Annotated in this window: 25 protein-coding genes, 1 tRNA gene and 1 pseudogene; 5 read left to right on the top strand and 22 right to left on the bottom strand. The window is 48.1% G+C overall.

Annotated features, from left to right (window positions below):
* Positions 1-729 precede the first annotated feature (729 nt).
* Together ACIPDS_RS11810 and ACIPDS_RS11805 are read left to right on the top strand one after the other, a co-directional pair.
* Positions 730-1,740: an acyltransferase family protein gene (locus ACIPDS_RS11810; RefSeq protein ID WP_400735738.1), complete on the top strand. Its 1,011-nt coding sequence runs from the start codon at positions 730-732 to the stop codon at positions 1,738-1,740.
* A gap of 90 nt (positions 1,741-1,830) precedes the next feature.
* Positions 1,831-2,132: pseudogene (locus tag ACIPDS_RS11805) on the top strand (tyrosine-type recombinase/integrase); the annotation flags it as partial.
* 240 nt (positions 2,133-2,372) lie between these two features.
* Here the strand turns inward: ACIPDS_RS11805 and ACIPDS_RS11800 are convergent.
* The 12 genes from ACIPDS_RS11800 to ACIPDS_RS11745 form a co-directional block, all read right to left on the bottom strand.
* On the bottom strand, positions 2,373-3,104 hold the full coding sequence (locus tag ACIPDS_RS11800; protein ID WP_400735735.1) for a DUF2971 domain-containing protein: 732 nt from the start codon (positions 3,102-3,104) through the stop codon (positions 2,373-2,375).
* A 120-nt stretch (positions 3,105-3,224) separates the two neighbouring features.
* Entirely contained in the window at positions 3,225-3,701 is a 477-nt protein-coding gene (locus ACIPDS_RS11795) for a hypothetical protein (RefSeq protein WP_400735732.1), read from the bottom strand.
* A gap of 31 nt (positions 3,702-3,732) precedes the next feature.
* On the bottom strand, positions 3,733-4,875 hold the full coding sequence (locus ACIPDS_RS11790; RefSeq protein ID WP_400735729.1) for a hypothetical protein: 1,143 nt from the start codon (positions 4,873-4,875) through the stop codon (positions 3,733-3,735).
* 608 nt (positions 4,876-5,483) lie between these two features.
* Positions 5,484-5,975, bottom strand: coding sequence for a DNA-binding protein (locus tag ACIPDS_RS11785; RefSeq protein ID WP_400735726.1), 492 nt, complete (start codon positions 5,973-5,975; stop codon positions 5,484-5,486).
* A gap of 33 nt (positions 5,976-6,008) precedes the next feature.
* Positions 6,009-6,794, bottom strand: a complete 786-nt coding sequence (locus ACIPDS_RS11780; RefSeq protein WP_400735723.1) for a hypothetical protein — start codon at positions 6,792-6,794, stop codon at positions 6,009-6,011.
* On the bottom strand, positions 6,791-6,964 hold the full coding sequence (locus tag ACIPDS_RS11775) for a hypothetical protein (RefSeq protein WP_214598054.1): 174 nt from the start codon (positions 6,962-6,964) through the stop codon (positions 6,791-6,793). Before ACIPDS_RS11775 ends, ACIPDS_RS11780 begins: the two co-directional genes overlap by 4 nt.
* 413 nt (positions 6,965-7,377) lie before the next feature.
* Positions 7,378-9,141 (bottom strand): primase-like DNA-binding domain-containing protein, encoded by a 1,764-nt coding sequence (locus ACIPDS_RS11770; protein WP_400735719.1) that lies wholly within the window; start codon positions 9,139-9,141, stop codon positions 7,378-7,380.
* The gene (locus tag ACIPDS_RS11765; protein ID WP_006809968.1) at positions 9,138-9,452 is read right to left on the bottom strand and encodes a DUF4222 domain-containing protein; all 315 of its coding nucleotides are present in this window, start codon (positions 9,450-9,452) and stop codon (positions 9,138-9,140) included. The genes ACIPDS_RS11770 and ACIPDS_RS11765 overlap by 4 nt, the downstream gene beginning before the upstream one ends.
* Before the next feature lie 10 nt (positions 9,453-9,462).
* Complete coding sequence (locus ACIPDS_RS11760; RefSeq protein ID WP_400735715.1) at positions 9,463-9,666, bottom strand: hypothetical protein; 204 nt, start codon at positions 9,664-9,666, stop codon at positions 9,463-9,465.
* Positions 9,663-9,878, bottom strand: coding sequence for a hypothetical protein (locus ACIPDS_RS11755; protein WP_400735712.1), 216 nt, complete (start codon positions 9,876-9,878; stop codon positions 9,663-9,665). Before ACIPDS_RS11755 ends, ACIPDS_RS11760 begins: the two co-directional genes overlap by 4 nt.
* Positions 9,875-10,750: an integrase gene (locus tag ACIPDS_RS11750; protein WP_400735709.1), complete on the bottom strand. Its 876-nt coding sequence runs from the start codon at positions 10,748-10,750 to the stop codon at positions 9,875-9,877. The genes ACIPDS_RS11755 and ACIPDS_RS11750 overlap by 4 nt, the downstream gene beginning before the upstream one ends.
* Positions 10,743-10,931, bottom strand: coding sequence for a host cell division inhibitor Icd-like protein (locus ACIPDS_RS11745; protein WP_400735706.1), 189 nt, complete (start codon positions 10,929-10,931; stop codon positions 10,743-10,745). The genes ACIPDS_RS11750 and ACIPDS_RS11745 overlap by 8 nt, the downstream gene beginning before the upstream one ends.
* A 132-nt stretch (positions 10,932-11,063) precedes the next feature.
* Between ACIPDS_RS11745 and ACIPDS_RS11740 the strand changes: the two genes are divergently transcribed.
* The gene (locus ACIPDS_RS11740; protein ID WP_032677338.1) at positions 11,064-11,255 is read left to right on the top strand and encodes a toxin-antitoxin system HicB family antitoxin; all 192 of its coding nucleotides are present in this window, start codon (positions 11,064-11,066) and stop codon (positions 11,253-11,255) included.
* A gap of 48 nt (positions 11,256-11,303) precedes the next feature.
* Here the strand turns inward: ACIPDS_RS11740 and ACIPDS_RS11735 are convergent, their stop codons facing one another.
* From ACIPDS_RS11735 to proB, 7 genes are all read right to left on the bottom strand, one after another.
* Positions 11,304-11,873 carry a Bro-N domain-containing protein gene (locus ACIPDS_RS11735; RefSeq protein WP_400735702.1) on the bottom strand — a complete coding sequence of 190 codons (570 nt, stop codon included), beginning with the start codon at positions 11,871-11,873 and terminating at the stop codon, positions 11,304-11,306.
* 20 nt (positions 11,874-11,893) lie between these two features.
* Positions 11,894-12,106, bottom strand: a complete 213-nt coding sequence (locus tag ACIPDS_RS11730; RefSeq protein WP_219323636.1) for an AlpA family transcriptional regulator — start codon at positions 12,104-12,106, stop codon at positions 11,894-11,896.
* A 134-nt stretch (positions 12,107-12,240) separates the two neighbouring features.
* A complete protein-coding gene (locus ACIPDS_RS11725) occupies positions 12,241-13,191 on the bottom strand; it encodes a DUF6387 family protein (RefSeq protein WP_400735698.1) in 951 nt (316 codons plus the stop codon).
* A 142-nt stretch (positions 13,192-13,333) separates the two neighbouring features.
* Positions 13,334-14,548 carry a tyrosine-type recombinase/integrase gene (locus tag ACIPDS_RS11720; RefSeq protein WP_400735695.1) on the bottom strand — a complete coding sequence of 405 codons (1,215 nt, stop codon included), beginning with the start codon at positions 14,546-14,548 and terminating at the stop codon, positions 13,334-13,336.
* 166 nt (positions 14,549-14,714) lie between these two features.
* Positions 14,715-14,790: transfer RNA gene (locus ACIPDS_RS11715), tRNA-Thr, on the bottom strand.
* A 113-nt stretch (positions 14,791-14,903) separates the two neighbouring features.
* Complete coding sequence (proA, locus tag ACIPDS_RS11710; protein WP_400735693.1) at positions 14,904-16,154, bottom strand: glutamate-5-semialdehyde dehydrogenase; 1,251 nt, start codon at positions 16,152-16,154, stop codon at positions 14,904-14,906.
* A gap of 10 nt (positions 16,155-16,164) precedes the next feature.
* The gene (gene proB / locus ACIPDS_RS11705) at positions 16,165-17,268 is read right to left on the bottom strand and encodes a glutamate 5-kinase (RefSeq protein ID WP_166514516.1); all 1,104 of its coding nucleotides are present in this window, start codon (positions 17,266-17,268) and stop codon (positions 16,165-16,167) included.
* A gap of 283 nt (positions 17,269-17,551) precedes the next feature.
* On the opposite strand from proB, the gene phoE reads away from it, so the two are divergent.
* A complete protein-coding gene (gene phoE / locus ACIPDS_RS11700; protein WP_166514515.1) occupies positions 17,552-18,637 on the top strand; it encodes a phosphoporin PhoE in 1,086 nt (361 codons plus the stop codon).
* Between the two features lie 145 nt (positions 18,638-18,782).
* On the opposite strand, the gene crl is transcribed toward phoE, so the two are convergent.
* From crl to gpt, 3 genes are all read right to left on the bottom strand, one after another.
* Positions 18,783-19,184 carry a sigma factor-binding protein Crl gene (gene crl / locus ACIPDS_RS11695; RefSeq protein ID WP_166514514.1) on the bottom strand — a complete coding sequence of 134 codons (402 nt, stop codon included), beginning with the start codon at positions 19,182-19,184 and terminating at the stop codon, positions 18,783-18,785.
* A gap of 57 nt (positions 19,185-19,241) precedes the next feature.
* Positions 19,242-20,486, bottom strand: coding sequence for an esterase FrsA (frsA, locus tag ACIPDS_RS11690; protein WP_400735688.1), 1,245 nt, complete (start codon positions 20,484-20,486; stop codon positions 19,242-19,244).
* 106 nt (positions 20,487-20,592) lie between these two features.
* A complete protein-coding gene (gpt, locus tag ACIPDS_RS11685) occupies positions 20,593-21,051 on the bottom strand; it encodes a xanthine phosphoribosyltransferase (RefSeq protein ID WP_042395309.1) in 459 nt (152 codons plus the stop codon).
* A 256-nt stretch (positions 21,052-21,307) separates the two neighbouring features.
* On the opposite strand from gpt, the gene pepD reads away from it, so the two are divergent.
* Positions 21,308-22,765 (top strand): cytosol nonspecific dipeptidase, encoded by a 1,458-nt coding sequence (gene pepD, locus ACIPDS_RS11680; protein ID WP_400735684.1) that lies wholly within the window; start codon positions 21,308-21,310, stop codon positions 22,763-22,765.
* Positions 22,766-22,811: the final 46 nt, after the last annotated feature.

Here is a 22,811-nt window from a genome sequence, read left to right as displayed (position 1 = left end):
TAAGGAAGCTCAGAATCAACCAGCCTAAGTGATGTTTCATCGTGACCAGGGAACCTGGTAGTTAACGAGTCGAAGAACGGGGGCCAGTTACAGATTATGTAAACTTTAGCGAAGCTGCTCATGCGACCTCAGACTATATCGTCAAGAATTACAGATCGCTAAGGCCACATGGCTATAACGATGGGGTTGCCTCAGTCAATCGTAAAACCGATACAGGAAAACGCTAAAGCGGTGGACAGTTTTAGTTGACAACTTCAGAGATAAGATACATGGCAAAAACCACAATATACGGGCTTTGAGTTGATTTAGATAGACCTGGGAAAAGTTTAAAATTTGATAACTGGAGTCGAGTCTCCAACCTTCGCATTACAAATTAATAGATATCATTTAACCACGTTTTTTACATCAAGATTGCCGCATTTACATTCCGCAATTTAACGATACATGATGTGAGAAGGAGAATGTAGATCCTCTAAACATGATACAAAAATGGCACGAGACTGTGCTGGCGATAGAATAATCAGTAATTTTATGACATATCTTGCTTTAAAATAGACCACCAACTAAAACCAGCTCACAGCAATTGCATACTCATGCATAAAAAAACAGCAACTCGATGCTTTCTTTGACTAGAACAACTTGTTTCATCACAAGTTTAAGCAGGTAATTTGGAATCAGTCGAATAGGTTATATACTCTAGCCATAAAAATTGTAGGTTAATGGAAAACAATGGAAATAAAATCGCTAACCGGAATTAGGGGTTTAGCAGCCCTTTATGTTGTCGCCTTTCACTTGGCGGATAAGAATGCAATACCACAGATATTGCCTCTTATAAAAAATGGATATATTGCAGTAGATTTCTTTTTTGTATTATCCGGATTCATAATGAGCTTAGTTTATTACAGTTCATTACGTGAAACCACACAGGAAAATTACATAAACTTTGCCTATAATCGTCTGGCGAGGGTCTATCCGGTCTATTTACTTATTCTAATAGTAAGTTTTATTTTTGATTTCATCTTGAATGGAGTCATTCCTACTCACGCCACTGTATTCATAAATACATTTTTCTTACAGTCAGTCTGTGCTCATAATTACATCGGTTCATCCTGGTCTCTCTCAACAGAAATAATAGCTTACTTACTTTTTCCTCTGTTGTTGGCTATTATTAGAGATAAGCGTGCAATAATTGCATCTGTAATGATTGCCATAGGAACACTAACATATTTGTTTGCATCTAGAACGCCAAATTCATTAGATTACTCATACTTATATTCGTCGATAGCAAGATGTCTAGCAGATTATGTCATTGGAATTGCTGCATATGTTTCATTTAAAAACGGATTGATGTTTAATCGTAATTCATCATACGTGCTTGTTGCGTTACTATTAATATCTTTAAATTACGCAGAAACCGATCTATATTCCTTAGCTTTATTTTCAGCGATAATCCCTACGCTTATAGATTCAAAAAACATTGTTTCTAAAACCTTATCACTTAAACCATTACATTACCTAGGAAATATATCATATTCCCTTTATTTGGTCCATTCTGTTTTGATAACTCAATTCAGAGGACAGATGCAATTCTTTGAACATTGGAGGACTGTAAGTTTCATTCTTTCATTAATAATTTCGACGATTCTCTTTCATTTAGTAGAGAAACCCGCAAGAAACTGGCTTAAATCCATTCGTACAACAAGAACACAATACTCAGCCACTGAATTAAGCATCAATTAAATACAGAAATAAGCGGGTGTTAACCCGCTTTATCTTTGCACGTTATTTCCCAGAGAATGTAGGCTACTCAACATCAGGTACGTTGGATAAGTGTGCAAAATGCGGTCTGATACTAACACAGCCTGGAGCTCAGCGTTAAGGAAGGCTGGAATAGAAAATTTCCGCCTCCATGACCTCTAGCATACTTGAGTAAGCTGGCTTATATAGTCTGGCCTGTCACGCAGTGCGCTACTGCAATGGGCGGGTGGGAAAGTATCGAGATGGTGCAGCGTTATGCACATCTGGCACCAAATCACCTGACGCAACATGCCATGCAAATCGACTCATTCCTAGCGGGGAATGACACAAATATGGCACAAGGGGCTTTTTATGGACTGGTGAATATTGCGTAAGGCCGCATAGTTACTGGTGCGATAAGAGGAACAACACATATCAACATAACAAATTGATTTTTAATAATTTAAATGGATATCATTTTAGAAGGTACCCCCATAAGTACCCCCAAAGAGAATTATGCCAAACATAAAAGTTCAGATTTCAACCAACCTTACCTTAGAGAAACCGAGTTCAGAGTATCTGCCTCACTCTTAAGACGGAACGACAATAGAATGCCCGTTGTAACGGTTTGAAATTTAACCAATCCGTATAAAATCTAACGAATATTTAGTGGAGGATTTCGTTGATTGAAACCATTTCAAATGCGACCATTCTGGACCAGACAATAGAGTCTGTAGCGTTTTTTTATCCCTTTCATTCATTCTTAATCCTAATGCTATAGAGTTGACCGCTAAAGGTTCAAACTTTCTCGCACCAAAGTTTTGAACAATCAGTCGTCGTTCCCTTTCATATTTCCAGCTAGTATATTTTGTCGTTAGAATAGAAAGTAAAATATCCCCGGCAATATTATCCAAACCGTTATAGCTATTACCTTTTTCGAAATGATGAATGCGTTTAATAATGTCATCAAAGGGATAATTGTCCTGATATTCTACATTAGTCCCAAAAAATTTAACTCCATTTTCCCTCAAATATTCCTCTTTAAAACCGATGCAAATTCCTTTATGCTCGTCGGCATAATGCGACCACATCAATTGATTTTTTCTTGCTTTACTAAAGGAGCAAATCCCAACTGTCTGCAATGAGTGTTTAAGTGCTTCCTCATATTTAACTCTAACATGAAGGGGCATGGGATAGTGCTCCCAAACAGCATTGAGTACATTTGAAAATGAAGAACTTGCCTCAAAGGGATCATTAAGAGTATCAGCTTTTGCAAACCATAACTCTCGATTCAATAATAGTTCTAGGCTACTTTTATCAAACTTACGATATTTAAATAATATCCTTGGCTTTGGCAAGCGTATCACATCTACTCCTATTTAATTCTCAACACTTATTTAAAACAACAAAATGACCAATAAAAATATGAAAGGGGCTTACTAAACCCCTTTCTTCAAAAATCATAAGCGTAGTATAAATACTGTTCGCTATAATTTATCTTCCAATTCTTTTTCGTTTATCACTGCATATAATCTATTTATAAATGTGATATTTCTTCGAATAAGAACAATCACACAGGATAGTTGAATCAATAATACAGTTAAGATATAAGAACAGCTTATCCCTTTAATAAATAATCGATTATTCGCATATAAATCTGTACCACGAAGAACTGCATTAAATGCATAGAAAGCGATAATAAATATTAATACAGCAGCAGACATGATGATAATAAGAATCATCCCTTCTATGCGTTTCGCTTCATTTTTACTTGCTAAAAAATCCACTTTCTCAGACTTCATCAATCCAGCTATTGCATTTGGATATAGATAAGCTAACCAAATACCAGCAATAGCAAAAATCATCGCAGACGTATTTTGCAAAACGCCAAGCAAATCAACAACATATGAATACCTGACGCTTTCGGAAATGCAAAAGCCGCTGACAAGTAGAACGACGGCCATGAGAATCCCAATTAGGATTTTTATTATCACATCATCCTCCTATAGCGACCCCATCGTTATTTGCTGAAGGCATCATTACAATTTTATCAGTTTGATTACCTTCGAGGCCACTAACTAGTTCTTTTCGTTTTTCATTAATTAGTTCAGACAACTTTTCAGCCGAGATATGTGCATTATCATTTACGGTATATGTAGCATTTAAATAGTCACGCATGACATATTCGTCTAACCACTTAGTCTGTCCGTTCTTACCATCCTGTTTAAAGCCAATATTGTTCCAAGAAGAACCGAAAGCATAATCCTCTTCATAAAAATCGAAAAGTTCGTCAATTTGTTTTTCAGTTGGCTTTTCTTCAATAATTAACTCGATTTGTCGTTCCTTATGAGTTTTGGGAACCTCATCACGTAATACAGGAAATTTGTCAAAAGCCTTTACCCACCAAGCTCTTTTATCGGGAACTTTAGCTCCAATTGTATCTCTTATTACAATATGTGTAATAGAATCTCTAATTCTCTTTATATTTAAACGCCCAGCTTTCTTCATATACTGCAGTGCTTCAAATAAAAATCTAACGCGTGAATGTCCGTCATCACTTTCAAATGTAACAACACTATACTTTATATCCTTCCCACCTGGGTTTGCTCTGCATACTTCAGCAATTTTACGCCCTGGATATGGCATCCTGAAATTAGCATAATCTCTAATGTAACGGCCAAAAAGGTAGTTATCTGAGTTTGAGTGAGGGAAGCGAATTGCAGCAAGTTTATTAAACTCAGGGATATACCAGTAATAGCATGGCTTACCCCAAATATATTTCACTCCGTCAGTCATATCATCCGAAAGCATCTTAACGTCACTGGATGATGAGTTTACCTTTGAATCTGGTGCAACGCCTTGAAGATTACCATTTCCGTCAAGTTCTGATTTCCAAAGTACAAAAAAATAATCGCCTGTTTTTTCGTCTTTATGTACACCACGACAATAAACCTTTTTTCTCAGTCTAGAGTCATCTACTAATGGTAAAGTTTCTTCAAAAGAACGAGAACAGACCCAACTGGACAGGGAGTCTAATATATTTACAATATCCGCACTTTTTTGTACTTCATCTTTACCATTGTAAAAACCAGCTTTTGTTACATCAAAAAATGTTAAGCGCCCTGCTTCTTCAGCCATGATACTGCCCTGCAACATGTTTAAAATGGCTACATTCTATACTTAGCAAACAAAAGTGCTTACTGGTAATTTGAACAGCAGAAAAAAACTGTTTATACATACAGTATCATAGCAAACTTTCTCATCACAGCGAAAGATAAACAATCTTAAGTATCCTAATGACACAATTAAGCAACTGTAACTTAGAGCGCGTTCTGCCAAAAATCCCCACTTGCGCTGCCGGTGGGTGACAACTTTTGACAACTCAATCTGAACGCCAGCGTCCGGGCAAACCAGAACAGCGATCTGAAAGAGGCTCGAGGATGGTTGCAAAGGGGGAGTGCTTGACACCTCCCCTTCACGAGTTCGTGTGCCTGAAGTTTTCTAAAGCGGTAGCGGTTGACACTTTCCCCCTGACTTTAGCAAATCTAAGCATCGCAGCTGGACACATCAACACCGATTTTCCCTATCAGGACTAACAAAAGCTAACTGCCGGGCTCAACAAATCTCAACGCCAGCCCTTTACACTTCTGCGGCAGCTGCTGTTCGTGGGCGTCAGGATCCGTTAGGTTGGGTTGACACTTTTCCCTGTTTTTCGCGAAAAGTGTCAAGTTTGAGGGGCTGGGGGTTTACAGTTTTTCACCGTCCAGCAGACAGAGCGCCCTTAATCCTGTTTTGCTCCAGTCATCCGGCGTATCAGGGTGCATTGTGGCAACGTAGGCCAGCTCTGAACGAAGAAACCGTAAAGCGCCCGCTGCACGGTCTTTGCCATAAAAGCTGTGGGTTTCTTCATCCGGCCGGAAGAGAATCAGCTGTTGCTCATCGGGTTCGTACTGAACATCAAAACCCAGCTCAGTGGCGGCTGCCTCCACCCGCTGAACAGCATCATTATCAGCCGGTAGCTCTTTCCCTCCATCATGCTCCCATACCCATGCGGCGACCTGCGCCCACGTCATTTCAGTCTTGTGTTCGCCAGCACCAGCAGAATTTTGTTTAGCGTGCGATGCGTCAACATCCACTTTATCATCAGAAATAACAATTTCACCGCGGGCTATCCAGCCGTAAACAGTTTGCCGGCTGACGCCCATATGCCTGGCGTAGGCTGATTTACTTAACAGCATCCTGTGATTCCCTCCGGGCAGAAAAAAGCGCCCTCAGGCGGCCTGCTTCTCTTCTGAATTTATCTGCCGCTGGCTGCCTTTGAGCATCGCGCTGACATGTTCGCTTAACTGTTCAAGGCCGGTCATGCGGGGCTGAACTTCTGATGGATCGTCGTTCTTCCCGTACACGAGATTGTTATACCAGGTTCGGACAGCTGTAATTTGTGCGACGTCCTTCCTTACCGCGTCGACCAGATCGGCAACCGCGCTAATCACCTGCCCGTTCTCTGATGCAACACGGGAGAAGCCGAGACGTTTTAGCTGTTCCGTATCGAGTCCCGAACACACTGCGTGCGCCCTTAGTAAGGCGTCCGCCAGCTCCAGATGCTTTCCACTGTGCATCGACAGCAGCATTTTTTCCTGGCTGCGGCGATCCAGTCGGGCGAATGCCTGGCGCATTTCACTGTCACGCATGAATCCCTGAACATCATCAGATGCCAGTGGATTAACCGGAGCGAGCTTGTTCTTCAGGTAATCGAGAATGTTTGCGGCCTGCTCGCTTACGGCTGCCACCCCGCGGGTAAAGTCTTTGAGCGTGTCCGGGTTCCGGGCTTCACCTGCCCTGCGATTTTTTGCCTGTTCGTTCAGATCCGGATCGTTGCGGATAACGTCCAGCAAATCCGCCTCAGCTTCGGCCTGCTGCGCCGTTGTCCTCAGGCTGGTGAGTTCGCCCGCCATACCACGGAATAAAGCGGCCATCTGAGTATTTGGCGCAACAACCTTACCGGCATAACCTGCCAGCTCGATACTGTGTTTCCCTATCTTGATTGAGTAGCTCACTGGCCAGCCTCCATTTTTGATAGCCCCGCATCAAATACCTTGCGCGCAACAGCATGGATTGACGGCGCGATCCCTATGCCCGACTTCTGGCGCTCCCTCTCCTGAATGGTTTTCAGAGCCTGAATCTGTTCCCCGTTCAGGAGAACGGGCTTAACGTTAACCTTGCTCATGATGCCCCCTGTTAAAGCGATCGTTAAAGCTTCATTAATCGCAACAACCAACATGTTTATTGCGACTTATGAAACGATGTTAATGAAATCGCAGGGGTGTACAACGCAAAAAGAGTGGATGCGTTTTAAAGAATTTGCTCTCAAGGTGTTCATGGTGTTCATAAAGGCAACAAATCACATATAAAACAATGAATTAACCTATGAACACCGGTGTACATACAGCTCTTTGAAGTGTTCATGGTATTCATATTTTTGTTTACTAAATAAGCAATGAGAAAAAGTGGTCTATGAACACCATGAATACCCTATTAACACCTTAAACAAAGGTGTTCATACACTATCTTTATGTTTTAATTGAACTTTAACCAATCTATGAACACTATGAACACCTTTCGCCATATTTAGCTAAACATTCATCCCTTTTTCTCAGCTCGCGGGTGCACCTGCGGCAGCCAGTCCTCCGCACTTTCTGAAAGTTCGACGTTCGTCACCACGCCGCGGGTCTTTCTCTCCTTGCGGTACTCGTGATTAAACTCCCGCATGGCGCTTTCCATCCCCTCTGCGAATTTATTCAGCGTCAGCGGCTTGTCGAAACCATTAGCCTCCAGGAATGCCAGGTAAGCGTGATAAAGATAAACTCGCGGATAGTGTGGCGGGTTACGGTTGCCCACGAGCATCCCGGCGCAGTCGGCCAGGCGCTCAAGATGCGCGCAGAAGGCATACAGTGGATCTGTTTTCTGCTTCACCTCCAATGCTTCTTCGCTGTTTCGTTGCTCCAGCAGCAGCGCCCGCGCTTTTTCCGGGTTTGAGAAGGTTGCCAGCAGCCTGCGAACAACCACCGGAATTTCAGCGGATATCTTTTCTGCCAGGTCGGGATCCTTATCCTCTTCGCTGACGCGCCGGTTAAACTGGAAAATTACGCGGCGCCGGGAAACGCCGCCGGCACGTTCGGTGAAAATCATCGGCGTGTTGTTCGTGGCCACAACCACCGCCCGCAGAACTGCGGTGTACTGGTGTTCGTGTTTCGGGTCTATCTCCACGGCATCCCCGCCGGTTATCGCTTTTATCCCGGTGCCCTCTCCTGAATATTTGGGCTGATCAGGAAGCGTTATCATGCTTTTCCCGACGAACTGCGCCCGCCCACGCGCGCTGTCGAGCGCCGCCATATTCCCGCTGGCGGTGTTATGCGCCCCGGCAAGCATCGTGGCGATATGGGTAAAGACGCTTTTCCCGCTGCCGCCCTCCCCGGTTATCTCGAGGAACAGCTGCCAGTCGTACCGGTTCGCCAGCACCATAAAAAGCGCTGCAGCGATTCGCTGCATCTTAATTGCGTCTCTATCTGATGCGTAACTTAGCCATTTATGGAAGTTCGGCGCGTGGTCGCGGAGGTTTTCGCCCGGCACCGCCGGCGTGTAGGTCACGCCGTTATGGTTGGTCAGCCAGTTATCCTGGCTGTGTTCGGAGAAAACGCCGGTTTCCATATCGTAGACGCCATTAGCAAAGGGGATCAGGCTGCGCCGCGGCTCCCCCATTACCGGGATAACAATTTTCAGGGCGTCGATAATGTTGTTGATCGCGCGCTTGCTGAAGTTGGTTTTGTTCTCGTTGTAGATAGCCACCATTTCGCGGCTCAGCTCAAGCAGAGACGTTTTCTCCCAGATGCCGGCACGGTAGACGTACACGCCTTCGCTGTTTTCATTGATCGCAATGCCGGTGTAACGCGCGGCCAGTATGAGCGCCTTTTCGTTATCAGCCAGGTCGCGAAGGTTTACATCCGTCAGCGGTTTGCCGATCACCATGCTTTTGCCGGCTTCCGCATCGGCTTTGAGGCGCGGCAGCTGTGGCGTCCAGTCCTCCAGAAGCTGATAACCTTCAGAGTAGAATTGCGCGCGCTCCACGCCGGCCACCGCCAGCTTTGTAGCGAGAATGGTTATCTGCCGTTCGGTCAGATGCCCGCCACGACAAACGCGGGCATAGAGCCGGCCATCATCCACAATCCGGATATTCTCCAGCTCCGCCAGCTGCTTTTTATCCAGCACGACCGGCGGCACGGTGTCGCCAATCGGGTTCATTTCATGCCATGCTTTGGCGAACGTCCAGGCATCGGCGCCGGCAAAGATAATTGACTCCTCCATGAGATCCGCCGGCTGCTTTTTAAGGTTTGGTGCATTCTTCATTTTCTGTTCCCTCGCTCCCTGATGATTTCCCGCATAACCCGAATTCGTTCGATGCCCTGTACCCGCATAATCCGATCGATATCTTTCTCGCCGGCAACCGGCGCGGAAGAAACAAATTCAAACTCCCGCACCAGTCTTTCGGGCGTGCAAAAACACGGTGAGCTGTACCCTTCACGGCAATATGTCACTCTGTCGAATCGGTAACTTTCGATAATTACGATGTTGCCCCGACTGTCCTTCCATTTATCGCCCGGCCTGATTTCAGGGTGAGCGCGGCCACCAGCAGCTAAGCCGGAATTTTTAATCGTCATATTTTTTACCTCACGCCGCTGGCGGGATTACCTGATAACCAATTTTTCTCAGAAAGCGCGCGGCACTCTCCACCGTAAAAATGATCTCGTCGTCCAGAAGGGGGCGCATCGACTGCAAACCGTTCGACGTGTCCACCAGATAGCGGCCGCCGGCCGGAAAACTGAATACGGTTTTGCCATCGCTACAGCGCACCAGATTATAAATAGCGGTCATGGTCTGACCTCCCTGACTTTCACCAGATATTCCGATGCCTGACTGATCAGGCTGTGAACCGCCGCGACACGAAAGCTTTCCATTTCATCATCCGGCGCCAGGGTGTCTATCCACATATCGAGAACGGCAAGCGCCTGACGGCTGTATTCAAGCGCCTGGCCTGCGCTGGTCGTCAGCATGGCAATGGATTCGTTTTGAGTTGGCTTTGTCATGCATTCACCTCCATAGCGAGGCGTGTCTGGATAGCCGCGGCCTTGCTCCCCAGCTGGAGATAAGTCCGGGTGATTGCCGGGTTACTGTGTCCGAGCATTTCAGAGGCGACCAGCAAGCCCTGTTCGCCGCCAGCGGACATGAGATTAAAGGCGGCAATTTTGCGGCTGGAATAGGCGCTCAGGCGCAGACGCGTGTTTACTACGCGGGTAAACCACACCATGACGTTGTGCAGTTTCTTCCAAATCGTCTGACGGCTCACGCTACCTTCCATAGACTGGCAACGGTTACTTTCAATCTGGCTGCGGGAAAATACCAGGTCGTCACCGATAAGATTGCGCTCCATGCGTTCACGCAGTCGTTTGATGATGCCCGGCGGCAGCTGTTTGGTGTCGTGCTTAACTTCAGCCTTTGCCACCAGCTCAAACACGATCGCCTGTTCTTCTCCCGTCATGCCGGCGGCCAGTTCGTCGCAGCTCACGCTATCCCAGTGCATGTACCCAATGTGATCGCCCGCAAGCCGGGCAGCGTCCTTACGCTGATGGCGAACAATCTCGATCCCCTTCCGGGTCGCTCTGGCTTCCGCTGCTTTGGTCTGCTTCGCTACGATGATTGTTGCAATGCCGGTTTCCCAGTTGATGCAGGAGTAACGGAAGTTGCACACGTCGCTGGTACGCCAGCCGGTAACGGTCGCAATATCCCACCAGAGTAAAACCCAGTCCGGCTGGGTCTGCTGGATGCGTTCGCGCAGTTTGCGCTGCTCTTCCCGTTCGTAAACGGGCGTCATGGTGCGGGTGCCTTTCGTGGTAGCCGCTTTTACCACGTTGCCGCGCAGCTCGCGGGCTTTAGCTGTCAGGGTCTGGAGGTTAAACATGCTGCACCTCCTCAACGCGAAAACGACACGCCAGAATACAGACACATTCTGCTGGCGTTTTTGAACGCGCCTCGCGTTCAGTGGAAGCTGTGACACTGACGATCTGATTAGAGAATTCACCCAGGGTGAGAAAACGCCATGTAAATTCAGGGCGTGTTTGGGTAGACTTAGTGCAAGCCATAATGTTACCTCAACTAACGTTTTGGTTAGACGCCCCGGTACTGCTCCAACAGTCTGGGGCGTTGTCTTTTCAATGTACGCCGTGATAACGTACGTACATAACAAAAACCATACTATGAGGTTATGTACGTACGTGTCAACTGCAAAACGAGATAAAACACCTAAGGGTGAGGGCTGGTCACCTACTTTCCAGATTCGAATTAATCCAGAACTGCGCCAGCAATTGAATGAAGCAGCTGAGCGCGCAGGTATGAGCCTTGGGAATTGGATGAAGGAACTTGCCCGCGCTGAGCTCCGTAAACAAGGCATAGAGCCTAAAGGCTGATCCATCAGCCTTTGAGCCGGGTAATAATCCCGGCTTCTTCCTGCCTTTTTATTCATCGCTATTTTCCTTCAGTAACTCGGGTTGATACTTACGCCACAGCTGGCTCTCCTCCCGCTCAAGAGCCTCTTTTACTCCCTTACACTGCTGCAACTTGTACCCGCGTTTGCTGGCCTCCTGCTGATAAGCAGCCATGCGCCGGCTGAAGTCGTTCAGGAACACGAACGGCACTCCATAGAAGCCAGTTTTACGAATTGAGGGAATGACCTCACGGAATACCCAATTACTGAAATGGTGCGCAAAGGTGCCGGGAGTAGTTGCCTTACGACTACGTGAGATCAGTTTGTAGAATCCTGACTCGCATACAGTTCGCATAGTCTGCTTTCCACCAGGGGTGGGTATTAAACACTCCCCCTTTTCATCGTCATCCAGACGTCGCAAAGCAACCTTGCGATCTGTTATTTCCAGAGCTGCGCATACATCTGCTGCTACAAACCATGGCTCGCCCAGGATCTTAACAATTCGTACTTTTGCATCCTCAAATTTAATGACCGAAATATCATCGCTGCTGTTTTCAGGGTGAGCAAAACCCTGCCCGGCACGGGCATTTTTGATCGTCATATTGGTTTTCCCGGGCTAAGTTACAGTTGTGGTTTTGTGGAAATTAGAGCATCACGCTCTTCAATACGCTGGCTAATCCATTCATCTACTTCGCTTTCAACAAAAGCTACAGACCGTGATCCAATCTTAACGGAGGAAGGAAAACGATTCTGACTAATAAGTCGATAAATCCAAGCTTTACTATAACCGGTGCGCCGTTGCACTTCAGGAAGACGGATAAGGACTTGAGACATGTTTAACTCCTGTAGTTGTTTGTGGTCTACAGGAGTGGATTTTGACTAAGATTCAACGCAGAAGCGGTACAAAACTGGAATATTTTTTTTGCCAGATTTTTATGCACTACATGTTTCGATGAATTCTAAACCATCTAATCTTCAGAGAGTTTCAGTACATCTGAAAGTCGCATATTTTTTAGATAATCGTTTTTCTTAGCGTAAAATTTAACCTGCTGTAGTGCGTTATCATTTACAAATCGCTCTACAAATGGCCGAATAGTATCCTTGACCTGAGTACCACCAATGACATCAGAGTCAGGTTTCAAAGGGAATAAAATCCGAGCGATAAGTTCATTGCTTATCTTACGCTCATGTACTTTCTCCCACAGTAGTAAATCTATAAATGGTATTAATTTATATAGGAGGATTTTTTTCAGCGTAGAAATGCCAATTCGGAAGTTCCCTGACTCGGGTTCATCCATACCAACTTCCGAGCGCCATGATTTTAATAATCCTCTGAATTCACTCAAAAGTTCATCATCTGTATAAGATGCTAAATTTACCTTTATAACTACTTCACCTTCAAAATACTCACTTCCCTCTTCTAAGGCGCTAACGCTAGAGAAGATTTTCCCTTCTTTAATAGTTGGTTGTCTTTCCCCAACTTGGATGATATTAGCATTAGCAAAATGCCTGTAATAAGTTACTAAGTCTGCCATGGTGAAGGCTTGTATTGCTTCATCTTCGCTTAGTTCAGAACAATGGGGCTTTAGGTGGTGATCCATGGATATTACAGACATTCCATTGACCAGAAATTCAACAGTTTCATTTAGCTCTATAGGTTCATCATGGAAAACTTTTAGAAGATCTTCAGGGATTTCCTTAGAGACAACAGCTCCAGATTGAATGTTTTGGAGAAGAGATTTCTGTAACTGCTTCCATTGCTCACGTTCTTCATCGTCGTTAGGATCGTATTCACAAGCAAAAATAGTTCTAAACTCTATCTCCGACAGCACTTCTTCGACAGTAAGTGATTCGAAAACATCGTATTTCTCTACTGACATCCAACTTGTAATTTCTTTTACCTGAACTCGTGTTGCCATGTATAGCCTCGCGTCTTCTACTTAATTGGGCTAAGCCAGTCCACAGAGGTGTACAGATTTCGAAAATTTGCAAAGACATAGCCTATTCTTTGTTCATCTACAGAAGTCTACTACTGTCAATTAGCACTGTCTATACATACAGTTAAGCGCTTTTCCAAAACGTTCCGTGCACTACATTTTCGCCGTTTTCCAACGCCTCCATATAGTCGGCATACCACTGGAGCATTTCGCGGCGGCCATCCAAATACTGGGCGTGGTTGTACGTTCCTCGTATAGAGTTTTTGTCGACGTGTGCCAGCTGCGTTTCAATCCACGCGGTGTTGTAGCCCTGTTCGTGCAGGATGGTACTCATGGTGTGCCGGAAACCGTGCCCGGTGACTTTTCCGTTATAGCCAATCCGCTTAAAGACTTGGTTTATGCTGGCTTCACTCATTGTTTTTCGCGGATCGTTACGGCCCGGGAACACAAGCGGGTAATTGCCTGTTAGCTCTTGGATCTGACCAATAAGCGTAAGAGCTTGCCTGGACAATGGCACCACATGAGGGCGACGCATTTTCATGCGTGAGGCGGGTATTTCCCAGACCGCCTTACTGATATTGATTTCATCCCAAAATGCCCCACGGAGTTCGCCGGGACGCAATCCGGTGATAATCAGCAAACGAGCAGCCAAAACTACTAACTCGCTTCCTGAATATCCTGACAACGCATTGAAGAAATCAGGCAATTCTTTAGGTGTGAGGAAAGGAAAATGATTGGACTCGTGCCCTTGCATCGCGCTGGTGAGATCCGGGGCAGGGTTATACTCAGCTCGACCGGTGACTATTGCGTAACGGAAAACTTCCCCGCAGCGCTGCCTAACTTTTCTTGCCTTTTCGGTAGCGCCGCGCCCCTCAATGCGCCGTAGCACATTCAACAGTTCAAGCGGTTTGATTTCGGCTATTGGTTTTTTGCCAATGTATGGGAACACATCTTTATTGAAGGCTTCGAGGATGTCTGAAGCATAACCAGCAGACCATTTTTTTATTTTGCTGCTGTGCCATTCAAGGGCAATATCTTTGAAGGTGTTGTTTAACTGAATTTCAAGGGCAATCTTTTCCTCCCGTTTCGCTTCCATAGGATCGATACCCCCAGCGATACCCCTTTTCGCTTCTTCACGTTTTGCCCGAGCATCGGCCAATGTGACTTCAGGATACACACCAAGCGCTAACAGCTTCTCTTTGCCGGCTACACGATACTTGAGCCGCCAGTATTTGCCGCCATTAGGTTTAATCAGGAGATACAAACCACCACCATCAGCCAGCTTGTAAGGCTTATCTTTAGGTTTGGCGGCATCCACCTGCCGGGCGTTTAGTTTCACTTGGGGGTACCTCCTCTAGACCGAACAGCATATACCCCCATAAGTACCCCCAAACGACCGTAGATTTCAGGGAACTTTAGTAGACGTAGAAATACTAAAAGGGGCTGTAAAGCGCAGAGTATAAGGGGTTTAAGTGAATTTTGGTAGACTTGGGGAGACGTTAGAATGGTGCCGATAAGAGGAGTCGAACCTCCGACCTTCGCATTACGAATGCGCTGCTCTACCAACTGAGCTATATCGGCCCTGCAAGACGCGTTCACGAGCGTGAACTACGGAACGAAAGGTTAGAACTTACAGGGCGATGCGTCAATAGTCTGATGAATCAAGTGCCTATTTTTGCATCGCCCGCTATCAATTACGCACGAATGGTATCTTCACCAAAGCCGATCCACTTGTAGGTGGTCAATGCTTCCAGACCCATTGGGCCGCGTGCATGCAGTTTTTGCGTGCTGACAGCCACTTCTGCGCCAAGTCCAAATTGACCGCCGTCGGTGAAACGCGTAGAGGCGTTAACGTATACCGCGGAGGAGTCCACTTCGTTGATGAAGCGGTTGGCATTACTCAAGGTGCGGGTGAGAATGGCATCGGAATGCTGAGTACCGTGGGCGCGGATATGCGTAATGGCGTAATCCATATCAGGCACAATAACCACATTGAGATCCAGTGACAGGAACTCGTTATCCAGTTCTTCTGGCTTCAGTGCTACCAGCTTCGCCGGGCCTTTCAAGATGTGCATTACGATTTCATCGCCGTGCAACGTCACGCCACTTTCTGCCATCTGTTGGCTTAATCTTGGCAGGAACATTTCAGCGATGTCCTGGTGCACCAGCAGGGTTTCAACGGTATTGCAGGTGCTAGGACGCTGGGTTTTGGCGTTAACGATAATTTTCAGCGCCGGGTCAATCTCAGCAGAATCATCCACATAAATATGACAAACGCCGATACCGCCGGTGATCACCGGGATGGTCGACTGTTCGCGACACAGCTTGTGCAGACCTGCACCACCGCGAGGGATCAGCATGTCGATGTATTTATCCATGCGCAGCATTTCACTGACCAGCGCGCGATCCGGGTTATCAATAGCCTGAACCGCCGCTTCTGGCAGGCCACACTCTTTTAACGCACGCTGGATCACCCCCACCGTGGCGGCGTTGGTGCGGCAAGTCTCTTTGCCGCCACGCAGAATCGCTGCGTTACCCGTTTTCAGGCACAGCGCGGCGACATCAACGGTCACGTTCGGGCGAGCTTCATAAATAACGCCAATCACGCCTAGCGGCACGCGGCGACGTTCAATACGCAGGCCGCTATCCAGCAGTCCGCCGTCAATCACCTGACCTACCGGATCCGCTAATGTGCAGACCTGACGAACGTCGTCGGCAATCGCCTTCAGACGCGCTGGCGTCAATGCCAGACGGTCGAGCATCGCTTCGCTCAGTCCGCCTTCGTGTGCGTGAGAGAGATCTTCGGCGTTGGCGCGCAGAATCTCGTCACGGTGAGATTCCAGATAATCAGCAATGGTTTCCAGAACGCGATTTTTTTCACGGCTGGATAGCAGCGCCAGTTTGTATGAGGCCTGCTTAGCCGCAATGCCCATTTGTTCCAGCATGTTGAACTCCTTAGCGAGTGATCATGTCGTCGCGGTGAACGGCAACCGGGCCATATTCATAGCCGAGGATGTCAGCAATCTCTTGCGAGTGGTGCCCGGCAATCAGACGCAGGGCATCGCTGTTGTAGCGGCTTACGCCGTGTGCGATATCACGACCTTCAAGATTACGAATACGGATCACTTCACCACGGGAGAAGTTGCCTGTCACGTTTTTAATGCCTTTTGGAAGTAATGAACTCCCCCGCTCTAAAATCGCGCCGGTGGCACCGGCATCAACCACTAATTCGCCCGCCGGTGGTGCGCCAAAGATCCAGCGTTTACGGTTCTCAAGCGGTGTGTCCTGGGCGTGAAAACGCGTGCCGACGGAGACGTTCGCCATGACGTCGCCGATGACGCCAGGCAGGCTGCCTGCGGCGATAATCGTGTCGATACCTGCACGGCAGGCAACGTCCGCGGCTTGCAGTTTGGTGCCCATACCGCCGGTGCCGAGGCCGGAAACGCTGTCGCCAGCAACGGCGCGCAGCTCGTCATCAATGCCATAGACATCTTTAATCAGTTCAGCGTCAGGATTGCTGCGCGGGTCGGCGGTGAACAGACCTTGCTGATCGGTCAGCAGCAGCAGTTTGTCAGCGCCCGCTAAAATCGCGGCCAGCGCAGAGAGGTTATCGTTATCGCCAACTTTAATTTCAGCGGTGGCGACGGCGTCGTTTTCATTAATAACCGGAACGATGTTGTTATCCAGCAACGCACGCATGGTATCGCGGGCGTTAAGGAAGCGTTCACGGTCTTCCATGTCGGCACGCGTTAAGAGCATCTGACCAACGTGAATACCGTAAATTGAAAACAGCTGTTCCCACAGCTGGATTAAGCGACTCTGACCGACGGCGGCCAACAGTTGTTTAGAAGCGATAGTCGCGGGCAGTTCGGGGTAACCCAGGTGCTCACGTCCGGCGGCGATAGCGCCTGACGTCACAATAACAATTCGATGCCCAGCCGCATGAAGCTGGGCGCACTGGCGAACCAGTTCCACAATGTGCGCGCGGTTCAGGCGGCGCGATCCGCCCGTTAAAACACTGGTGCCCAGTTTGACCACCAGCGTCTGACTATCACTCATGATTCTCTGCCGTTAAATAAGGAAAAAAGATACCAAACCCACGTTGTAGCAGGACTCAGCCCACTTGCCAACTGCCAGCGTTGAAAGGAGGGATTTTGTTGCGCGGGATCAGGCAGCCTAGTGAGGATTGTTGACAGTTTTATGACAGAAAAAATTAATCATACATTTTTATAATTAATCGAACATTGTCATAAATTTTTAACATGTGCGGGATAAAAACGTTCCAGTTTTTTCACAGTGGTCTTTCACAGCAATTTAGAACATAAAAAATCGGGAACGAGAAATGCAAAAAACAACGCTGGCATTAACGATGATGGGTATTATTGCGTCTTCTTCAGCGATGGCCGCAGAAGTTTATAACAAAGATGGTAATAAGCTGGATGTGTACGGCAAAGTGAAAGCCATGCATTACATGAGCGATGATTCCGGCTCCGATGGCGATAAAACATACATTCGTTTCGGCTTTAAAGGCGAAACCCAAATTAACGACCAGTTGACCGGTTATGGTCGCTGGGAATCTGAATTCTCCGGCAATAACGACGAAAGTAATTCGTCACAAAAAACACGTCTGGCCTTCGCCGGTCTGAAATTAAAACAGTTCGGCTCTTTCGATTATGGTCGTAACCTGGGCGCGCTGTACGACGTGGAAGCCTGGACCGATATGTTCCCGGAATTCGGCGGCGACTCCACCGCGAAAACCGATAACTTTATGACCAAACGTTCCAGCGGCCTCGCGACCTACCGTAATACCGATTTCTTCGGCGTGGTCGACGGTCTGGATTTAACCTTGCAATATCAAGGTAAGAATGACCGTAGCACCTATGCAACGGCCAACGGCGACGGTTTTGGCTCCTCTCTGACCTATGATTTTGGCGGCAGCGACTTTGCGGTTAGCGCAGCCTATACCAACTCTGACCGTACCGATGTGCAGCAGGCTAAATCTCTGTCGCAGGGCGGCAAGAATGCCGAGTCCTGGGGTACGGGCCTAAAATATGACGCCAATAATATTTATCTGGCGATGATTTATACCGAAACGCGCAATATGACGCCGATTAAAGGCCTGGTTGCAGCGGATCAGGGTTTTGCCAATAAAGCGCAGAACTTCGAAGCCGTCGCGCAATATCAATTTGATTTTGGTCTGCGTCCATCCCTGGGCTATGTGCAGATGAAAGGCAAAAACCTGGAGAACGGTATTGGCGACCAGGATCTGATGAAATATGTTGATGTCGGCGCGACCTACTATTTCAACAAAAATATGTCCGCCTTTGTCGATTATAAAATTAACCTGATTGATGAAGATGCCGTGACTAAGCGCCTGGCAATTATGACTGACGATGTGGTCGCAGTGGGTATGACTTACCAGTTCTAATCGCGTATTCAAAATAAAATGGCCGGATAAGGAATTATAACTTTATCCGGCCATTTGCTTTTTTATTGCCCGATGGCGCTTCGCTTATCGGGCCTACGCCAAGAGAAAGGCCAGCACGTTGGCTGGCCTTGTGTGTCGGGATAATTTACGCGCTACGCTTTAACGCTTCGTTAGAAAAGCCTTTCGCAGGCTCTAGTCCCAATTCTAATGTTTTCAACAGGTCTTTCACGCGGCCATGGAAACCCTGCAACGTTAACTGCAGACGTTCAACCACCTCGGGGTCCTTGATCTCGACTTCCTGCCATACCCCCTCCTTATCAAACAGTCCGAACCGGTAGCTGTAGGTAAAGCATTTTTCATGGGCTTCCATTTCCATCCACCAGCCCCAGAACTCACGCTTCTCCGGTGCAGGCTTTACATTCACGCAAACGGCCAGGCAATCGAAGAAAAATCGGTTCTCTTCGCACTGTTCTTCGCGGATATAAGGGCCAAGCGCAGCGAACTTCTTAATCAATCTACTCTTCGGGTGTCCACTCGGTAACGTCATTGCGATCTCCTTTAGTGATGCAACTGTTTTACCAAATCAATAGAATTTATCAATATATTAACAAAATCTATTGTTGATCCACCCGGCAATTTCTTTCAGCGCTTTGTCAAAATTGCGATACACCGGATTAAATGGAATCGATAAAAGTTTCCCCTGCGCGGATGACGAGACGATGAGACGCGACTCTTCTTCCGGGCTGAAAGGGTCGTTATCCCAGAACCCTGAAAGCATTGGCGTAGGGCAGCGACGGCCCAGCAATCCTTGAGTTTTCAAGGAGTAGCGGTTGAGCTCCACGCTCAGCGCTTCGTCAGACGCGTCAGGCATACCCAAGCGCGAGGCCAATACGTCCAGATACATTTCGGGAACGCGTCCCTGATGCAGTGGATCGCTCAATAGCCCATGAACCACCGGCCCCAGACAGGCGACGGCTTTCAGATTTTGCGCCTCCAGATAGGCCAGACGCACGGCGATGTTGGCACCAAAGCGGAAGCCAAAAGCCGCCACACGCGTATGGTCAACCCACGGAATGTTCGGCAGCGCACGGATAACGTGCTGGTGCAGCAGGCTGGAGTCCTGCGTCAGCTTCCATTTTGAAGAGAAGCCGATAGAAGGCATGTCCACCGTCAGCATCGCAATACCCAGCGGCGCAAAATAGTGTTCATACAGGCTGTAGTAGTCTGTCTGTAAACCATCCAGGCCGCCGCACATCAGCACCGTAGGGAACGGGCCATCACCCTTTGGCATATGCAGGAAGCCGGTGATTGGTGAGCCGCCGGGGATCGTAAACTCCAGTTCACGCATTTCACCGGGTAAACGTTTCGCCGCTTCCTGGTAGGCACGGTTGCCCAACGCCTGGGCTTGTTCAGCAAGCTCGTCGCCTTTCAGGTGCGGATAGGCGGCAATGCTATACAGGTTTGATGCATGCAGCCAGTGACGGCCGCTGCGCGTTTCATCCGACTCTTGCATGGCTTTCTGCTGCCAGATCATCGCCTGCGTTGACCACTCGTAAATCCAGTTGCCACCTCGGTAACCGACGACGGTATCAAACAGCTCATCATCGGTACGTTCGGCCTGGCTCATGACGATACGCGCCTGGACATCAAGGATTTCCTGCGGCGTTACGCCTCGCCAGATCCACATTAATCGGTTGATCATGCGGTACCAGTGTGGAATGTTCGCACCGCTCAGCGCTGACTGCATACTGGCGGTACTCCCGGTGTTAAACCGACGCACCAGGGTGGATGTTTCGGGGTGTTTGAAACGCGGCTTGAATAGCGTTTCGCTGAGATTGGCTTCTGGCATCACAAAACCTCCATGGATACGAACTTAGGACTATTGTAACGCGTGAGAGGTTAAAAAAAACAACGCCCGGCATAACCGGGCGTTGGGAGCGCATTTATTGACTGAATTAACGGCCAGAGATAGGCGGTACGAATACCACGCCCATATCCCATGGCTGTTCGATCCAGGTATCCTGCGGGATATCAATAACATAATCATTAACCAGTGGACGACCCGCTGGTTTGGCGAAGATGGTGACGAAATGCGCTTTTGGGTACATTTCACGAATCGCAACGGCGGTACCGCCGGTATCGACCAAATCGTCGATAACAATAAAGCCTTCACCGTCGCCTTCCGCGCGCTTGAGAACTTTCAGTTCACGCTGGTTGTCGTGGTCATAGCTGGAAATGCATACGGTGTCGACATGACGAATGCCCAGTTCACGTGCCAGCAGTGCAGCAGGTACTAAACCGCCACGGCTAACGGCAATAATGCCTTTCCATTGCTCAGAAGGCATCAAACGCGCAGCAAGTTTGCGTGCGTGAATCTGCAACATGTCCCAGGTGACGACGTATTTTTCGCTCATGTGAAGTGTCCCAGCCTGTGTTATACGGCTTAAAAAGTGTTCAAGGGGGAAATGGGTTGCGCGAGATTATAGAGATCTGACGCACTAAAAACCAGTGTTTAGCGGAAACACGGGCTCTTTTTGCGTGCTTTGTTCTACCGCAAAGCAGAGAAAGTGGTATTCTCAACCCCATCGCGCAAGCCAGGCTTGTGGTATATGTATGTGCTAACCCTTTACCTGCAAGCGACTTTTGCAGAACGCCGTAAGGAGACTCATCGTGTCTGAACTGTCTCAATTATCCCCGCAGCCGCTGTGGGATATTTTTGCCAAAATCTGTTCCATTCCGCACCCTTCTCATCATGAAGAGCAGCTCGCTGCCCACATCATTGGCTGGGCGAAAGAAAAAGGTCTGCACGCAGAACGCGACCAGGTCGGCAACATTCTGATTCGTAAAGCCGCGACGCCGGGCATGGAAAACCGTAAACCGGTCGTGCTGCAGGCGCACCTCGATATGGTGCCGCAGAAAAACAATGACACCGTGCACGACTTTGCTAAAGACCCGATTCAGCCGTACATCGACGGCGAGTGGGTAAAAGCGCGTGGCACCACGCTGGGTGCAGATAACGGTATCGGTATGGCGTCCGCACTGGCGGTACTGTCTGATGATTCCGTTGAGCACGGCCCGCTGGAAGTGCTGCTGACTATGACCGAAGAAACCGGTATGGACGGCGCATTTGGCCTGCAATCCGGTTGGTTGCAGGGCGAGATTCTGATTAACACCGACTCTGAAGAAGAGGGTGAAATCTACATGGGTTGCGCTGGGGGTATCGACTTTACCAGCAGCCTGCCGCTGACCCGTGAAGCCATTCCATCTGGCTTCCAGACCTTCAAGCTGACCTTGAAAGGCCTCAAAGGCGGTCACTCCGGCGGTGATATTCACCTCGGTCTGGGTAACGCCAATAAACTGCTGGCCCGCTTCCTGGCCGCACACGCTGCCGAACTGGATCTGCGTCTGGTTGATTTCAGCGGCGGTACGCTGCGTAACGCCATCCCACGCGAAGCGTTCGCTGCGCTGGCGATCCCGGCTGATAAAGTTGACGCGCTGAAAGGTCTGGTGAAAACCTACCTCGACATTCTGCAAAACGAACTGTCAGCGAAAGAGAAAAACCTGAATCTGGTGCTGGAAACCTTTACCGTTGAAGGTAAAGCGCTGGCCAACGCGTCGCGTGATGCTTTTGTTCAGTTGCTGAACGCCACGCCAAACGGGGTGATTCGTAATTCTGACGTTGCCAAAGGCGTAGTCGAAACCTCTCTGAACGTCGGCGTGGTTTCCTTTACCGAAGATACCGCCATCATTCACTGTCTGATCCGTTCACTGCTCGACAGCGGCAAAGATTACGTGGTGAGCATGCTGGAATCTCTGGGCGCGCTGGCCGGGGCTAAAACCCAGCCAAAAGGCGGCTACCCGGGCTGGCAGCCAGATGCTAAATCTCCGGTAATGCAGCTGGTGCGTGAAACCTATCAGCGCCTGTTCAATAAGGTACCGAATATTCAGATTATCCATGCGGGTCTGGAATGTGGTCTGTTCAAGAAGCCGTATCCGAACATGGATATGGTGTCGATTGGGCCAACCATTACCGGGCCACACTCACCGGATGAGCAGGTTCATATCGAAAGCGTTGGCCAGTACTGGCAGCTGCTGACGGAACTGCTGAAAGCGATTCCGGCGAAGTAAGTTTTAAGCCGTTCCCGGCGGCGTTAGGCCCGGCTACATTTGTGCA

Source organism: Kluyvera sp. NPDC087067, assembly GCF_044745165.1.
Lineage (GTDB): Bacteria > Pseudomonadota > Gammaproteobacteria > Enterobacterales > Enterobacteriaceae > Kluyvera.
Note: the sequence above shows the minus strand (reverse complement) of the source record. Positions and strands in the feature narration are given on the sequence as shown.